The 16,095-nt window shown below is 48.5% G+C and carries 12 protein-coding genes; 9 read left to right on the forward strand and 3 right to left on the reverse strand.

Translation table 11 applies throughout. The features are described from left to right. The first annotated feature begins 44 nt into the window (after positions 1–44). The 5 genes from BP97_RS0133865 (at position 45) to BP97_RS0133885 (ending at position 4,939) form a co-directional block, all read left to right on the forward strand. Positions 45–2,423 (forward strand): heavy metal translocating P-type ATPase, encoded by a 2,379-nt coding sequence (locus BP97_RS0133865; protein WP_028553043.1) that lies wholly within the window; start codon positions 45–47, stop codon positions 2,421–2,423. A 212-nt stretch (positions 2,424–2,635) separates the two neighbouring features. After that, the gene (gene yqeK / locus BP97_RS0133870; RefSeq protein WP_051621205.1) at positions 2,636–3,256 is read left to right on the forward strand and encodes a bis(5'-nucleosyl)-tetraphosphatase (symmetrical) YqeK; all 621 of its coding nucleotides are present in this window, start codon (positions 2,636–2,638) and stop codon (positions 3,254–3,256) included. Positions 3,257–3,288: 32 nt separating this feature from the next. After that, a complete protein-coding gene (locus tag BP97_RS0133875) occupies positions 3,289–3,813 on the forward strand; it encodes a DNA topology modulation protein (protein WP_028553045.1) in 525 nt (174 codons plus the stop codon). 42 nt (positions 3,814–3,855) lie between these two features. After that, the gene (locus BP97_RS38420) at positions 3,856–4,533 is read left to right on the forward strand and encodes an HAD family hydrolase (protein ID WP_036747086.1); all 678 of its coding nucleotides are present in this window, start codon (positions 3,856–3,858) and stop codon (positions 4,531–4,533) included. Between the two features lie 31 nt (positions 4,534–4,564). After that, complete coding sequence (locus BP97_RS0133885; protein ID WP_028553046.1) at positions 4,565–4,939, forward strand: zinc ribbon domain-containing protein; 375 nt, start codon at positions 4,565–4,567, stop codon at positions 4,937–4,939. Positions 4,940–5,063: 124 nt separating this feature from the next. Here the strand turns inward: BP97_RS0133885 and BP97_RS39325 are convergent, their stop codons facing one another. The 3 genes from BP97_RS39325 to BP97_RS0133900 form a co-directional block, all read right to left on the reverse strand. Beyond that, complete coding sequence (locus tag BP97_RS39325; protein ID WP_051621207.1) at positions 5,064–6,527, reverse strand: glycosyltransferase; 1,464 nt, start codon at positions 6,525–6,527, stop codon at positions 5,064–5,066. Then, on the reverse strand, positions 6,520–7,977 hold the full coding sequence (locus BP97_RS0133895) for a glycosyltransferase (protein WP_028553047.1): 1,458 nt from the start codon (positions 7,975–7,977) through the stop codon (positions 6,520–6,522). Before BP97_RS0133895 ends, BP97_RS39325 begins: the two co-directional genes overlap by 8 nt. Positions 7,978–8,072: 95 nt before the next feature. After that, a complete protein-coding gene (locus BP97_RS0133900; protein WP_028553048.1) occupies positions 8,073–10,931 on the reverse strand; it encodes a hypothetical protein in 2,859 nt (952 codons plus the stop codon). Between the two features lie 325 nt (positions 10,932–11,256). On the opposite strand from BP97_RS0133900, the gene BP97_RS0133905 reads away from it, so the two are divergent. The 4 genes from BP97_RS0133905 to BP97_RS0133920 all read left to right on the forward strand — a co-directional run bounded on the left by BP97_RS0133905 (position 11,257) and on the right by BP97_RS0133920 (position 16,002). Further along, positions 11,257–12,216 carry a carbohydrate ABC transporter permease gene (locus BP97_RS0133905; RefSeq protein ID WP_028553049.1) on the forward strand — a complete coding sequence of 320 codons (960 nt, stop codon included), beginning with the start codon at positions 11,257–11,259 and terminating at the stop codon, positions 12,214–12,216. Beyond that, positions 12,213–13,034: a carbohydrate ABC transporter permease gene (locus BP97_RS0133910; RefSeq protein ID WP_028553050.1), complete on the forward strand. Its 822-nt coding sequence runs from the start codon at positions 12,213–12,215 to the stop codon at positions 13,032–13,034. Before BP97_RS0133905 ends, BP97_RS0133910 begins: the two co-directional genes overlap by 4 nt. A gap of 169 nt (positions 13,035–13,203) precedes the next feature. Next, positions 13,204–14,577 (forward strand): ABC transporter substrate-binding protein, encoded by a 1,374-nt coding sequence (locus tag BP97_RS0133915; RefSeq protein ID WP_028553051.1) that lies wholly within the window; start codon positions 13,204–13,206, stop codon positions 14,575–14,577. 213 nt (positions 14,578–14,790) lie between these two features. Beyond that, on the forward strand, positions 14,791–16,002 hold the full coding sequence (locus BP97_RS0133920) for a hypothetical protein (RefSeq protein ID WP_028553052.1): 1,212 nt from the start codon (positions 14,791–14,793) through the stop codon (positions 16,000–16,002). Positions 16,003–16,095: the final 93 nt, after the last annotated feature.

Raw genomic sequence — 16,095 nt, forward strand, 5'->3', positions numbered from 1 at the left:
GATGGAGAGCAGACCGGAGACAAGCGTGAAATGAGGGGAAAACCATGCTGGAATACAGAGTAAAAGGTTTAAGCTGTGCGAACTGCACCCGGGAGATGGAAGAACAGATTCAACGACTCGACCACGGGAAAAATGCAACGCTCAATTATAATAACGGCAAGCTGAAGATCGATCCTAACGTAGCATTGCCTGAAGTTCAAAAAATATTGCGCTCTGACGGGGCATTTATCGATTCACTAGCCCCACGCTCCATCCGGGCAGGCGCAGCTGGAAAAGTTACACAGCTCGCTCGTGGGCACAATAACAGCCTTGCTGAAAGCAAGGAACAGGTAAGCGCAGCAGTCGAGCACGAATGCACGGATTGCGGTACCGGACATCACCATACCCATGTCCATACATCTGCTGATACTAATCAGGGGCTCGGAGATAAAGCTTCCCGTGCGGTTCAGCATATGCATCGGGACAATGCGTCTCATAGCACCCATAATCATGTTCATTCACCTGACCACGATCATGCTCATGACGACGATGACCATGGACACGACCATTCCCATTCCCACGGGGGCTCATCGATGATCAAGCAATTGATCGTTTCAGCTGTACTGTACGGAGCTGCGCTGCTTCTTGAAGACCGTGTCCCGGGATTTGTCGGAATTATTCTTTACCTCGCTGCCATTGTGCTGAGCGGATACGGAACGTTCATTAAAGGCTTGAAGCGCCTGGTTCGCCTTCGCTTTAATATGGATACATTAATGACGATTGCTCTAATAGGAGCCGTAAGTATCGGTGAATGGAAAGAAGCGACGATGGTCGCCATCTTGTTCGGAATTAATGAGCTGCTCGAAGGCATTGGGATGGAGAAAGCGCGGCGCTCCATAGAAACACTGCTGCAGGTAGCACCTAAGCAAGCGCTCCTGGTTCAAGATGGCAAAGAAACTCTTGTGCCTATCGAAAGTTTAGAGGCGGGAGATGTGGTTCTCGTCCGGGCAGGGGAGAAAATCCCTTCCGATGGACGCGTGCTCGAAGGCGCGAGCTCCGTAAATGAAGCCGCAATAACGGGTGAATCGCTGCCTCTAGAGAAAGCCCCTGGGGATCGCGTATTCGGCGGCAGCATCAACCATGATGGTGTGCTGCGCATTCATATAGAGAAAGCCTACGAAGACTCGTCGCTTGCACGTATATTGCATTTGGTGCAGGAAGCCCAAGAGACGAAGACGCCAACCGAGCTGTTTATTAATCGGTTTGCCAAATATTATACTCCTGCTATTATGATTATCGCTCTGCTTGTCGCTATCTTCCCTCCACTCTTCTTGCAAGGAGACTGGAAAGAATGGTTGTATCAAGGACTTGCCGTATTGATCGTCGGCTGCCCATGCGCTCTCATTCTTGCATCACCGATTGCGATTGTTGCCGGTATTACCCGCAACGCACGGCATGGCATTCTCGTCAAAGGCGGTGTATTCCTTGAACAGCTAGGCCGTATCGACACGCTTGCCTTCGATAAAACAGGAACATTAACCCGTGGGGAGCCGCATGTCGAGCAAATGGCGGTTTACACTAAAGACGAGCGGAATTTTTACCAGGTCGCAGCGAGCATCGAGCAGTCCTCGACCCACCCATTAGCCAAAGCGATCCTGCGTGAAACGGCTAAGCACGGTATTCAGGCCGGGCAGCCCGATGAGGTCGTCGCTGCCTCAGGCGTAGGTATTCGCGCTGTACTGAATGGCAAGCGCTACTGGCTTGGCAACGAAGCCAGCGTCAGCCATCTCTCCCTGCCGGAAGCGGTGCAGCAAGACATTGCACGCTTCAAAGCGAGCGGTCTAACGCTGGTGCTCGTAGCTGACAGCGACGAGGTTCTCGGACTATTCGGCATTGCTGACGAGATTCGTCCGGAGAGTGCCGATGTGATCGCCTCGCTGCATCGCCGCGGTATCCGTCGTACCGTCATGCTGACAGGAGACCATCCGCAAACGGCGGAAAAGGTCGCACGGGCCGTCGGCGTCACCTCCTTCTTCGGAGGTCTACTGCCAGAGGATAAGGTCGAGAAAATACGTGAACTCGGCCGCGAAGGTCGGGTCGCCATGGTCGGCGACGGTATCAACGATGCACCGGCGCTCGCTACTGCCGAGCTTGGAATCGCGATGGGCAAAGGCACGGACAGCGCCATCGAGACGGCGGACATCGTGCTGATGCAGGATCATCTCGGCAAGCTGCCAGATGCGATAGCTATCGCCCGCAGCACGAACCGAATTATCGCTATTAATATTACGATTGCGATGGGGCTTAAGCTGGCTGCGCTGCTACTCACAATCCCAGGAATGCTTACCCTCTGGTTCGCTATCTTGTCGGATATGGGGGCGACGATCATTATCAGCTTGCTCAGTCTGACGATGCTCATTGAACGTAAAGCATCGACGGATTGATTGCTTCATTTAATGCATGTTAAGAATGGATCATTTGCACCCCTTGCCACCACGGTCAAGGGGTGTTTGTCTTATACTTATGGGACTAAAATCTCTAATTAATAGACTTACTGGCTGTCTCCTCATCTTATTTCTATTTTATTCTAATATGGGCAGCCAACCCATAATATGGTACGATGAAGATAATTCACTAATAAGGGAGTGGTTCCCGCATGAATCCTTTACTTTTGGCCATACGACAAGCTATGGTATTTTCAGGCCAGCTGGAGAATGACGTGAACCGCCTGCTGCATGTGTACCATTGCCCCAAAACGGCCGAGCATAGTGCACGAGTCGGCGCAGAAGCCGAGAAGTTGGCCGCTATATTCGGTGGTGATAAGGCCGCTGCAAGAACTGCGGGTTGGCTTCACGATATAAGCGCTATCATTCCGAACAGCGAAAGAATCCCCTCAGCCGAGAAGCTCGAAATCGACATTCTACCTGAAGAAGCCATGTTCCCCATGATCATTCATCAAAAAATTTCCCGCGCCATAGCCCAAGATGTTTTTCAAATCCGCGATCAAACCATTTTGAGTGCCATTGAATGCCATACAACCTTAAAATCCCATCCTTCCCAAATGGACCTGATTGTTTTCATTGCGGATAAAATCGAGTGGGATCAGCCCGGAAAGCCTCCATATTTGGACGAGCTTCTGGCAGAGCTTGAGTACTCTCTTGAGCGAGGAGCGTTCGTCTACATTGAGTACTTGTGGAATCAGCGGAATCAGCTGAAGGTTGTCCACCCCTGGCTTATTGATGCTTACGAGTATTTGAAACCGAAATGTATGCACTAACTGAAACTATATAGAAACGGAGAGCTTGAGCGATGAATAAAGTGGTTGTTATCGGCTCCGGCGGTGCAGGCAAATCAACGTTCTCAAGGCAAATGGGCGAGCGCACCGGGCTTCCCGTCTACCATCTGGATGCGCTGAACTGGCGTCCCGGCTGGGAGCCAACACCGAAGGATGAATGGGATGCTCTCATGAAGCAGTTGGTCGGTAAAGAAACATGGATCATTGACGGCAATTACGGTAGAACGATGGAAATCCGTTTGCAAGCGGCAGATACGATAATCTTCCTTGATATGCCGCGTCACCTGTGTGTCTACCGCCTCTTTAAGCGAAGAATTATGTTCCATGGCAAGACGCGGCCGGATTTAGGCGAAGGCTGTCCAGAGCATTTGGATTTGAAATTCGTCAAGTGGGTGTGGTGCTATAAGAGGGACAGTCGGCCCGCTTTATTACAAAAGCTGAGCACTCTCACAGGTCAGAAAACCATCTTCATCCTGCGATCTCCCCGTGAAGTCAGGCAGTTCCTTGAGCAGCTGCCCGCGGCGAAATCCACCGTTTGACTTCCAGCATTCACATTCAAAAAAAGAGGGAGTTCTGCAGCCATGAAAGCCGTCATGTTCGATTTGTTCGAAACCTTAATTACCGAATTTGCAGATGGAGTGCGTAAAGTTCCGAGAATCAACGATTTCGATGAGCAATGGGGACTGACCAAGCAGGAGTACGATGAGGAATGGAGGGCGCGTCAGGATCGGAGAATGAACGGTACCTTTGCCGATTATCCTTCCGTTCTCCGCGATATGTGGCACAGCAAAGGAAAGATTCTGGATGAAGCCTGTATTCAAACGCTATACGATTCTCGACTCTACGCTAAGTCCATCCCCTTCCAATCCATCTCTCCGCACGTTATTTACATGTTGAAAAGACTAAAAAGCCGCGGTATTCGTATCGGACTCATTAGCAACTGCACGGAGGAAGAAATTCGCGCTTGGGAGCGCTGTGACCTGGCTCCTTACTTCGACGAGGCTGTCTTCTCTTTTGAAACCGGCTATGCCAAACCTGATCCACAGATTTATGCATTAGCTTGTGACCGCTTGCAGGTACAGCCTGACGAAGCTGTATTTGTTGGCGACGGCGGCTCTAGAGAGTTGGAAGGTGCTACAGCATACGGGATCAGAGCCTATCGGGCTGCATGGTTCACTCTCAAATCGGGCGATAGGTTCAAAGATTTCGAGCAGCTTATACAGCCACAGGATCTGTTAGATCGTCTGGGTATCGATTGAGATAGTTTCCAAATAAGGAGGATGAAGCCTTATGGCAACACTTGTCAGGCATAAGGAAAGCGGTAAAACCTATGTGCTCATCGGCACCGGATATGGAGCTTATAAATCGATGCTGCCAGGCGTCATTGGCGGAAGCTTATTCCCTCATGAAGAAGCGGCGGAAATCCCTTTAGCTGCTTTGAGCGACCGTTACGGGAATATCACCTGGATGCTCACCCGGGATTTGCAGGTGATAAAAGTCGATGGTCAAGCTATAGGCGATTACTTCACTGCCGAATCAGATCAAGGATTTCCTTCCGTCATTGAGGAATCATGTCCTGCTTGCGGCTTCAGAGTGGCCTCCAATGCAAAAGAATGTCCCTCCTGCGGCCTTACTTTAATAATAGAAGAGCATGAAGACTCCTAGGTCCTTTCTGAACATCCATGGTGCATTCTCTACAAACCGTTCCTTATAGTGAAACCCCCGAGGGCGCAACCGTATTCCGGAGCAGCGTACTCGGGGGTTCTTTGCTTATCCAATCAAAGCCCTTTTAATCGGTTCCACCTGTCTCCGTTCCGTCTAGCAACCTATGGATGATTCCCTCCAAATGCTGCTGCGCCGTCTGCAACGCCTCTACATCGGGATATCGTTGCGCGTAATATTCGAGCAGCTTCTTAGCTTCTGCCAATTTACAGCTGCGCACTGCCAGCTCTGCCATATGAAGCCCAGCTTTCCAAGCCTTCAGCTCCGGATCAGGTGTCGTAGCTCCTCGATAAGAGATTATCGCTTCGTTATAGGCTACCATTTCTTTTTTTGCCTGTTGAACAAGTGCTCTCGCCTTTCCAACCTGTGCCTGAGCCAAATGGTAATGAGCGTCGGGATAATCAGGCGATTGCCATAATATTTTGGTACAAAGCCGCATAGCGGCCTCCCACTCTTGACGCTGCAAGTGGATTTTTACCATAAACAGACGAACCGTGTCTATTGCGGAAAAACCAGGCGCGTCTTGCGCCAGCCTCTCTGCCTCCTGTAGATAGGTGAAGGCGCGTTCTTGTTCTCCATTGCTGAAGCATTCCCTTCCATAAAAAAACCAGCCTGACGGGTTCAGCGGCTCCTCCTCTACCATGAGCTGCAAGAGCTTCATGGAACGATCGCTTTTGAGTCGGCTTTTCCAAATCGCCGGATCATAGCCGTCGTGAATCAAACGGATTCTTACTTTACGACTGATCGTGTTTACACGCTCCTGCAGCCCACCGGGCGGAACAATCTGCTCATGGATTCGGCCGAAATAACGAAGTCCGTGACGCAGTGAGAACATTCTTGATTGGGAGAAATCCTGTTGATAATGACGTCCGTATTGATTGGCCATCCATACTTGCAATATAACAGGCTGCTTGGAATCGTCGAATATGCCGGCAATTTCGCGAAGATGCCTTGCATCATCCTGATGAAGTACTTCATCTGCATCGACCCAAAGAACCCAATCGCTCGTTAGCAATGGAAGTATCTCATTGCGCAGCTGTGAGAAGCTATCCTGCCATTCCGTCTCATACAGCTTCACCTCTGGGAACTGCCGTACAATGTCCAATGTACGGTCTGTGGAGCCAGTATCCATTACAACGATCTCATCGACGGCGCCTATCAAGCATCGTAAGCAGCGTTCGATACAACGCTCCTCATTCTTGACCATAATCGCTGCTGTTACCGTTACTAGCTTTATCTTAAGCAGCTCTATGATGTCTTGTCTTACAGGCCCACTTTGCGATTGTTTAAGTGCCGCATAGACGGATTGTACCCAATTGGCCTCTGGATCAAGAAGCCATGCCCGTTGAAAAGCCAGCTGTGCCATCGCCCCGTGATGACGCTCCAGCAGCGACTGAGCCAAGAAAAACCAGCCTTGTGCTACGGCAGGGAAAGCTTTGACATACTGGATGGATAGCAGCTCCGCCGTGTCAAAATCGCGACGGTGCAAGCTTTGAACGATTCGTTCAGCCCCCAAAGCAGCCTCATCCATGGGGCGTCTCCCCCTTCCTGTCGTTCATAAACACGGATCTCTGTTCCTGTATCGCAGTGCGCCTTCGCTTGAGCTCATCCCACTCAGGAAACAATTGCAGCAGCTTCCCATACTCGTCATCCGCTACCGCCAACTGCCCTGAGTCCAATGCAAGCTCGGCTAGCATATAACTGCTCTTCCAATCTACAATATCGTGATCGGCCGGATCAGGCCCTCTGTAACTGGAGAACCCTTGCAGTGCCCGACTCAGGCTCTGCTCCGCTTCTTTATAAAGCTGCTCTGCCTTGCGGATATGGATTTGACTCAAGTAGTACGAGAAGTCAGGGAACTCTGGAAATCGAAGGAGCGCCGATAGGACTGCCTGCTCCGCTTCTTCCCAACGGCTCAGCTCCATCAGGAGGCGAATATGGAGCGAATTGAGCTCCAAACGATGGGGAAAATCCGGCATCTCCCCCACTCGCTTACCCGCTTCGTTTGCATAGCTCAAAGCCTCCTCCCAACGGCTATGCTGAGCCAGCTCCTGCGAGTAGTGAAAGAGCCAAATCGGACTGTCCGGTTGTTCCTGCAGCATCCGCTGCAGCAGCTTCAAACGGGTTTGCTCCCTATCGCTCTCTATGGCGGGATTCGCTATGGAAATCAGCCTTGTCCTAATTTTCCGGCTAATAATAGGCATAGCGGAGCTCTCTGTTAACCCTCCCACTAACCGTTCATAAACGCCCCCCTCAAAGGAAAGCCCCCTTCGGAGCGGATAAACCCGCGATTTCGCTGAGGTTTCCAGCATTGCTCCATTCTTTCTCTGCACCAAGATCAAATCAAGTGCTACCGATACCTCGCTCCAATTGAATATTGACGCAGCTTCTTTCAGTTTACGAGCGTCTGTCGGATACAATTGTTCATCGGCTTCAAGCCAAATAATCCAATCCCCTGTTAAATGCGAGTGTGCCTCATTACGTATTTGCGCAAAGCTATCCTGCCAGGCAACCTGCATAAGCTTCACCTGTGGTACGCTGCTGACTATTTCCACTGTCCGGTCCGTTGAGCCATAATCTATCACTACAATTTCGTCTACGGCGTTTGACAGACTTCGGATACACGACTCGATCGTCTCTTCACCGTTTCTTACGATGACGGCGGCACTTAGCCTTATAGGCTTCGTGAGCAGCAGCAGCTCAATATCGTATCGCTCCGTACCTGCTTCCCGCTTACTGAGCTCCGACTGGATACGTGGCATCCACATAGCATCGGGATCCAGCAGCCATGCGCGTTCAAAGACCATGCGGGCAGCATCACCATATCCGCGATGCATTAACGCCTCGCCTAAGGATGTCCAGCTCTGTGCATCCAGAGGGTCTTCCTCCAGTCGCGTCTTAGCTAATCGTTCAGCTAGTATATAGTCTTGCTGCTGCAGCGCTACCTTGATTGGATGGTAGGTATCCTGGTTCTCCCTCATGCTGACTCAGGCCTCCCTTTTTAATGCAATGCTGCACTCCTGATGGAAAAGAAAAAGGTCAACCCGTGAGTTGACCTCATCTAATCCCATTATCGCTACACTGTTGGAATGATAGGGAATACATCTAGCGTTAACGTATGATCTACCTTATTTACATAATGCAAGTTAATAGTTGCTGGATAGTTTAATGAGGCACCATTCATTATATTTACATAATTATCGTTAGACATGTGATAGGCATTATAGGTTAAATTATTCAGATTGTTCATGTCTACCAAGTAAATAGCTTTTGACTTGTCACTGGTGTTTGCTGGCAGCGCCGGAAGTATTGTATCAGGGTACATGACCGTCATCACCGCATTTGAGTTTACAAAATCAACATTGCTGCTGCCGAGCGGTGAGTTTTGTACTGATATAGTTTTACTAATGACATGGCCCGCCTTATCCTGAGCAGAGACTTTAACTGTGGCACCCATATCGATGCTTGAGCCGCTAAGAGTCATATAGTGATCGGACGTAATGCCGCCCTGGATAGAGTTCGTCACTTCAAGGGAATAATTCAGTTTATCTCCTATATCGGTATCCATATCTGTAAAAAGTCCGAGTAGGTTCAAATCAATTAGATTACTTCCATCTCGATTATCAAGATAGATTGTGTCTATACCATCAGCATCTAATACTGGTGCGCTATTGGGATTTACCGTAACAGGGATTTGAAGATGCGCTGTCTGATTGAATTTGTCTACAGCCTTAACCTTAACCGGGAACGTCACTGCCTGAGTGTTCCCAATGGGAGACACAATTTCAAAATATAGATTTGCCCCATCCATAGATGCTCTTGCATGGTACAAATTCTGTAATTCATCCGAATTCTCGACTTCCAGGTCCAGATTGTCCTTGGTGAAATAGGAGCTTAAAAAGTCCACTTCAAACTGAGTTTTGACTCCATCAAGAAGAGGTTCTATTACTGGAACACTCCTTACCTCTGGTGCAGGTGCCGCTTCCACCGTCACCGGAACTTCCAGTACAGCACTTTTGCCGTACATATTCGTGCCTTTTACTTTGACAATGGTTGAAGTGGTTACATTGTCTGGATAGTAGGCCCCAATAAATTCAATCCATGTGTTTTCTCCGCTTCCTCGTAGCTCTGCAAAGATCTCTCCGGAAATATTCGCGTCTTCTACGATACTGTACTGGAGTCCCTCAGGATTACTAAAGTATTGATTTAAAACGAGTGGATACCCTTCTCCCCACTCACGGCCGTTAGATACCGTCACATGCTCTGCCTCTTGGGTAATAGTTGGCGCAGCATAATCCGTAACGAAGCGGATCTTGACCTCTTTTGAAGTGCCGTTTGCTGGGTTTCTTCCTACTACAGTAAACTCTGTATCTCCTATAATCCCACCAAATACGAGTTGAGCTTGATCCGTTTGGTTACCTTCTATTGTAACTGTGACATTACTCTCCCTAGGTGGTGAAGAAAGCTCAAAATCCGTTGCCCCTGTCCCATCAAAAATCGTCGATAACTTAACAGAATAAGGATTAGGATAATTTTGAACGTCATCCTTCTTCCAATTAATCGTATAAGAGGAGATTACATTCACTTTTACATTTAAAAGAGCACTTTTGCCGAATTTATTCGTTGCTTTTACTAGAATCACTTCAGAACCGTCCGTCGTTGTCTGTACACCTTGTATGACTAGCTTGTCCTTATTAATGGAAGCAGTAATTTTTGGGGGCAGATTTTCTATACTATAAGTTAAGCCCGAAGCTCCCTCCATCGTGTCATGGAAAAACTCAGATATAGTCAACACTTTGGATTCCGTAGCCCCAATAATCCATTCAATCGGGCTAGGAGTAGACGTGACTCCCGGTGTTGGATACTCTATTAGGACAGGAATATCAATACTCGCGCTATTTTTATCTGAATTGGTTGCCAATACTTGTATAAATGGCGGAGTAGGCGGCAGTGATGAAGGATTAACGCTATTAATGGTTAATATGCCTTCGTTTTTATCTATCGAAGCATTGATATAACTTGGCAGTTTATCTTCATTGATCGTATACGTTAAGCGAGATTCTGAACTGAAATAGGTAGCCATGGACACCGTTTGAGGCTCTGACAATCCAAGCTTCCAGTTAATAGGGTTTGGAGTGCCATTAATCATCGGAACTGCCTGAATAGTAACCGGAACATTCAGCGTCGCGCTTTTTCCATACTGATTCGTAGCCGTAACCTGGATTTCTACCGTTGTCCCTACATATTGACCGAGTGTGGCTGTCCCCGTAAGCTTCAATACGCCTTCCTGATCAATGTCAGCCTCGATATAGCTATAAGAGCTGCTAGCTTTGAAACTCAAAGTCTCTTCAGCCGTTTTCGTAAAATAAGAAGCCACAGGCAGCGTCTGCGCTTGTGTCTGCCCCGCTGCTAAAACAACGGCATTCGGCTTTCCGTTCACACCAGGCGTCGGCGATACTGGAGTACTAGAGTTGCTTATGGGTTCAATACCGCTCAATAATGTCCTTACATCAGCAGCTTGCGTCACATCTGCAGGATGCGCTGCCACATACTTGGTCACATCTCCGATATCGATACGCTTGTCCGCCCCAGCGTCCAATACATGAACTTTGAATTCCTCCAGCTTGCCGGAAGCGTCAGAAATTGTCACCATGGAAGATCCGATCTGGTCCCCTCGCAGACTCAAGGGATTATTAGCTGAATACGAATAGGTGGCGTAGACGACACCGCTGACAGACTGAGAAGTTACTTTGTAAGAGCTAAGATTGCTTAAATAGTCGTTCAAATAAATCGTTTTTTCCGTTCCTTGTGCGATCGTCATATCTTGAATAGGGTTCAAAATGGCGGTTGGAGCAGCCATTACGGAAGGCACAGCAATAACAGACATGACCGCCGCTGCGGATGCCGCTTTTGTGACCGAGCTTTTGGATACCATGGAATTCCACCTCGAAGTTCCAATTTAATGTAATTAAACTTTATTTTATCATATGAATTATTAAAAAACAGTAGTTTTGCCATGTAAATCCGCGGAAAATGTGGACCTTTTCCCCTACTATCTATTATATCAGCCAGCCAAACGAAGCTACCAGCCATTTCCTCTCAAAATATTAATCTTATATGAAGCTTTCTGCTCTTCTCAATAAAACCTTTAGATCCCCCTAACTCCCGCTTTACAACTGAGACTTATACTGAACGAGTCAGATGAGATTCGGTACACCGCCGTGTGCTCTCTGTGATAACCGTTAGGGGTGAAACCAAAGATGAGTCTTATGCCAAAAGAGATCAGGATGCCTTCTGCTGCTTCGTCCAAGCCCATTCGCATAACGCGTATCCGAAGCCTGCACCCATTGCGCTGGAAGGAAAATCTGTTAGCCTACTTATTCATGGCTCCGTCGCTGCTGCTGTTCGGCATCTTTCTTTTTTATCCATTGGTCAAATCTGTTTATCTAAGTCTGCATCTGACCGATCCTCGCGGACGGGTTGCGGCTTTCGCCGGACTGGACAATTTTCAAGAGCTGCTAACTTCGGAAAAGTTCTACCAGAGCCTGAAGGTTACATTCTCCTTCACCTTGCTTACCGTGCCTACAGGCCTTGTGATTGCCCTTCTATTTGCTGCTCTGTCGCACAATAAGCTGCGGGGGATACGTGTGTTCCAATTCGTGTTCTCGCTGCCTATCGCGATTTCGGTCGGAACGGGCTCCGTCATCTGGATGATGCTGTATCACCCGAGTGTCGGGATTTTAAATTATGTTCTCAGCTTATTCAGTGCCGCTCCAGTAGGCTGGCTAACCGACCCGGCTGTAGCTCTTCTCTCCGTATCGATCATGACCGTATGGATGAATCTCGGCTTCAACTATATTGTGCTGCTAAGCGGATTGCAGGGTGTTCCCGAAGAAATCTACGATAGTGCCAAAATCGACGGCTCTGGTCCTATCCGTACCTTTGTCCAGTTGACGCTCCCTCTCATTTCACCGACGATCTTTTTCTCTGCCATCGTCTCTGTCATCGGCGCATTCCAATCGTTCGGACAAATGCACATCTTGACCAGAGGGGGCCCTATGAATACAACGGACGTCGTCGTTTATAACATTTATCAGGATGCTTTCGTCAACTTCCGCTTCGGTATCGGCAGCGCGCAAGCGCTCTTGTTGTTCGCCTTCATTCTTGTGCTGACGCTTATTCAATTCAAATTTTTCGAAAAGAAGGTGCATTACCAATGAGCTCCCGTCTGCAGCAAACACTGCTCTATATCTTGCTATGTATTGCAGCGGCTCTGGTCCTGTATCCCGTTTTCTTCACCTTGTCCGCAGCCTTCATGACGCCTGCCGAATCCTCGGCTTATCCGCCCAAGTTCATTCCCGGCGGTTTATACTGGGACAATTTCATTAAAGTGACGCAGACCGTTCCTATCTTCAAATTCATTATCAATAGTCTGTTCGTTTCGACCGCTATCATGATAGGGCAATTACTTACAGCAAGCTTGGCCGCTTACGCGTTCGCTTATTTAAGATTTGTCGGCAAAAGCGTCCTGTTCGCCCTCTTCCTCTCGACGATGATGATCCCGTGGGAAGTGACGATGATACCTAACTATTTGACAGTCAAAAGCTGGGGCTGGCTGGACACCTACGAAGGACTGATCGTGCCATTCCTTGCCACTGCGTTCGGCACATTCCTGCTTCGCCAATTTTTTCTGCAGCTGCCCGCTGGGCTATTCGAAGCTGCTCGTATTGATGGATGCGGCCATATTCGCTGCTTCTTCCGCCTCGTGCTGCCGCTATCTCGCCCAGCCTTGGCAACCTTGGGAGTGTACTCATTCCTGACGCATTGGAATATGTACCTGTGGCCGCTATTGATCACCAATGGTGAAAAAATGCGCACTGTCCAAATCGGTATCAGCATGCTGCAATTTGAAGAAATGACCTCGTGGAATCTGGTGCTTGCCGGCGTCACTATCGTGCTGCTGCCATCGCTTCTGCTTCTCGTACTGGGCATTAAGCAGCTGGTTGGCGGCTTAACTGCTGGGGCTTTGAAAGGCTAGCTGAGTGACGCTAGATACTCGATTTCCCGTAATCTGATTCAATCTTAAGTTCGCTCGTTTGAACATAGCTTGTCCTTGTAGTCACTGGGACACCTATCCTCAAATAAATAATACAGCATGTGCTCAACATCCGGTTGAAGCACATCCAAAAAAAGGGAGAGAAGTAGTAATGAAGAGCTTTATGAAAAAAAGCCTGATCCCGCTTTGCATGGCATCGGTCATGGCCTTATCCGCTTGCGGCAGTAACGCAGCTCAACAAGGCTCCGAAGGCGGCAGTGCTTCTCAGCCAGCAGCACCTGCCAAGAGCCAGGAGCCGGTTAAGGTTGTATGGTGGCACTCCATGAGCGGAGAGCTTGGCAAAGCGGTGGATAAGCTCGTATCCGACTTCAACGCATCCCAGAAAAACGTCGTGGTAGAAGCGGTATTCCAAGGAACCTACGATGAAAGCTTGAATAAAATGAAGGCTTCAATGGATTCCAAGAGCGGTCCTGCACTTATCCAAGTTTTTGAAGTGGGCAGCCGCTTCATGATTGACTCCAAAGCCATCACCCCTATGCAAAAATTCATCGATCAAGATAAATATGATCTGTCCCAGCTTGAAGAGAACATCCTCAACTACTACCGAATCGACGGCAAGCTGAACTCCATGCCATTCAATACGTCCAATCCGGTTCTTTATTACAATAAGGACATGTTCAAAGCCGCAGGCCTTGATCCTGAGAAGCCGCCTGTAACCTACGAAGACATATCCAAGGCAGCTAAAGCGATGACCAAGGATGGAAAAACAGGAGCTTCCTTCGCAATCTACGGTTGGTTGATGGAGCAGTTTTTTGCCAATCAAGGTGCAGAGCTGCTGAATAACGGTAACGGCCGCAAAGCGGTGGCAACCGAATCTATGGTCAACAGCGACGCAGGTGTTAAAACATTGACCTGGTGGAAGCAACTGGTTGACGATAAGGTCGCCTTGAATCTCGGACGCAAAACCGATGATACGAAAAAAGCGTTCCTCGCCGGCCAAATCGGTATGACACTGGACTCCACTGGTTCACTTCGCGGTATTGTGGACGGAGCTCAAGGCAAATTCGAAGTCGGTACGGCGTTCCTGCCTAAGCCTGCTGACGCTAAAGACGGCGGCGTGATCGTTGGCGGCGCAAGCTTGTACATCCTGAACAACCGCAGCGAAGCTGAGCAAAAGGGCGCTTGGGAGTTCATCAAGTTTCTAGCAGAACCGAAGCAGCAAGCTTACTGGCATGTTAACACCGGCTACTTCCCTATAACGAAGAAAGCTTATGATGAACAAACCGTCAAAGACAACTTAAGCAAATATCCTCAATTGAAAACAGCGGTTGAACAGCTTCACGCTACCAAAGCAAATACCGCTACTCAAGGCGCAGTCATGGGCGTATTCCCTGAAGCACGCCAATTGACCGAAACGGCAATTGAGGAAGTATTGAACGGCAAGAAGCAGCCGAAGGAAGCGCTCGACGCCGCAGCGAAAGAAATCAGCAGTAAGCTCGCCGCTTACAACAAAACCGTGAAGTAGTACAGCCACAGCCACTTACAATAAAGAGTGACAGACCCTTACGAGAAACAAGTACAGGGGCTGCGCTCTTTTTTCCTTTTTAGTATGAATAAACTCATTGGTAAAAAGTACCTGCAAATAGGTTTGTTTGCGCTTATAATGATGAAATAAAGATAATTACGTATACATTTTGAACTGCAACCCCAATACATAGCAAAGGAATGATGAAGAGGCATGGCAGTTTCATTCATAGCGTATGGCATCCTATTCTGGCTAGGATTATATATAAGCAACCGGGATACGCGAAATGTCCGTTTGCTGCTCTGCGGAATCAGTTTAATTCTTAGCGCTTTAGGCATCGGAGCTTCCTTAGTGCTTTCCATCACAGAGTCTTCGATAACCTTGCTGATTGGACTAATACCTGCTTTATTCCTATGCTTGTCATTTGCCGCATGGTTGATCACAGTGATTTGGGGCTATTTCTCTAATCAAGATGAGGTGCAGCAACCTTCCTATAAATGGAATAAACTTTCAGGAATCGGTCGTATCACTTCAGTATTGCCACTGCTCTTTGTAGTCGTTAACGTCGTAGCAGACTCGCTTCATTGGTGGAACTATGCTCACACGTGGGTGATTGCATCATTCGGAGCTACCTTGGCCTTGTTCGGTATCCATCGTTTAATTAAGGAAGTGGAGGCCCAGGGGGAAGCCTGGCTCCCCGACTTTCTCCGTTCCTTTGATTATTCCGTTATCTTTACTGCATTGTTCTCCGGACAAGTAGCTGTCGTCATCCTTCTTGGAACAGGCTGGAGCATAGTGACCGTAATGCTCTTGCTGCTGAGTATAGTCGTATCGATTGCTTTCCAGGTCTATGTGTACCCGGTACGGGCATTATTGGACCGTATAGCATTCGCCACATTCCCGAAGCTACGCGAAGACAGAGCGCGGTTGAGATTGGTTGAAGATGTACAAGTGCGTGTGGATGATCAGGCTGAACCGGAAGAAATGGACGAAGAAGAGCTATATAGACATACCCGCCGTGCCCTAAGCCAATTTGGGGATCTTCAGCGAATCGCTGCCAGCCCGCTCACGCAGCTGAAGCTGATCGACCGAAGATTGCAGCAGCGCGGGGCCGAGGATGAGGTTGTCGAACGAGCGATCGAGTTGAAGGCCGTTCTCCTTGAAAGCGTTGGGCAGTTAAAGCCGAGACAAGATGAATCGTTCGGTACAGCTGATGAATGGAGGCACTATAATGCGCTCTATTTCCCTTATATTATTGGCATCAAGCCCTACAGTCTCCGCTACTCGCCTGACAAATTAGATCCATCATCCTTGGAAGCCTTCGAATGGTTTAGAACCTATATACCGGAACGCACCTATTATAATTGGCAAAATGCAGGCGCCAAATTAGTCGCACTTATGCTCAAGGAAAAAAACGCAAGCTAAACAATGGATACGATCGTTTTCCCAGAAATAAGGGAAATCGGTCGTTTATTTTTAAAAAATGACTGTTTGGCAGTGAATTGCAGTGAAATGTAT

Origin of the sequence: Paenibacillus sp. UNC451MF (assembly GCF_000686845.1) — a bacterium.
Lineage (GTDB): Bacteria > Bacillota > Bacilli > Paenibacillales > NBRC-103111 > Paenibacillus_S.

Excerpts from the sequence above, each read along its gene's own strand:
- BP97_RS0133900 (WP_028553048.1), bottom strand. The coding sequence starts at position 10,931 with ATGGTATCCAAAAGCTCGGTCACAAAAGCGGCATCCGCAGCGGCGGTC.
- BP97_RS38420 (WP_036747086.1), top strand. The coding sequence starts at position 3,856 with ATGAAAGCCGTCATGTTCGATTTGTTCGAAACCTTAATTACCGAATTT.
- BP97_RS0133915 (WP_028553051.1), top strand. The coding sequence starts at position 13,204 with ATGAAGAGCTTTATGAAAAAAAGCCTGATCCCGCTTTGCATGGCATCG.
- BP97_RS39325 (WP_051621207.1), bottom strand. The coding sequence starts at position 6,527 with ATGGATGAGGCTGCTTTGGGGGCTGAACGAATCGTTCAAAGCTTGCAC.
- BP97_RS0133920 (WP_028553052.1), top strand. The coding sequence starts at position 14,791 with ATGGCAGTTTCATTCATAGCGTATGGCATCCTATTCTGGCTAGGATTA.
- BP97_RS0133875 (WP_028553045.1), top strand. The coding sequence starts at position 3,289 with ATGAATAAAGTGGTTGTTATCGGCTCCGGCGGTGCAGGCAAATCAACG.
- BP97_RS0133910 (WP_028553050.1), top strand. The coding sequence starts at position 12,213 with ATGAGCTCCCGTCTGCAGCAAACACTGCTCTATATCTTGCTATGTATT.
- yqeK (WP_051621205.1), top strand. The coding sequence starts at position 2,636 with ATGAATCCTTTACTTTTGGCCATACGACAAGCTATGGTATTTTCAGGC.
- BP97_RS0133895 (WP_028553047.1), bottom strand. The coding sequence starts at position 7,977 with ATGAGGGAGAACCAGGATACCTACCATCCAATCAAGGTAGCGCTGCAG.
- BP97_RS0133885 (WP_028553046.1), top strand. The coding sequence starts at position 4,565 with ATGGCAACACTTGTCAGGCATAAGGAAAGCGGTAAAACCTATGTGCTC.
- BP97_RS0133905 (WP_028553049.1), top strand. The coding sequence starts at position 11,257 with ATGAGTCTTATGCCAAAAGAGATCAGGATGCCTTCTGCTGCTTCGTCC.
- BP97_RS0133865 (WP_028553043.1), top strand. The coding sequence starts at position 45 with ATGCTGGAATACAGAGTAAAAGGTTTAAGCTGTGCGAACTGCACCCGG.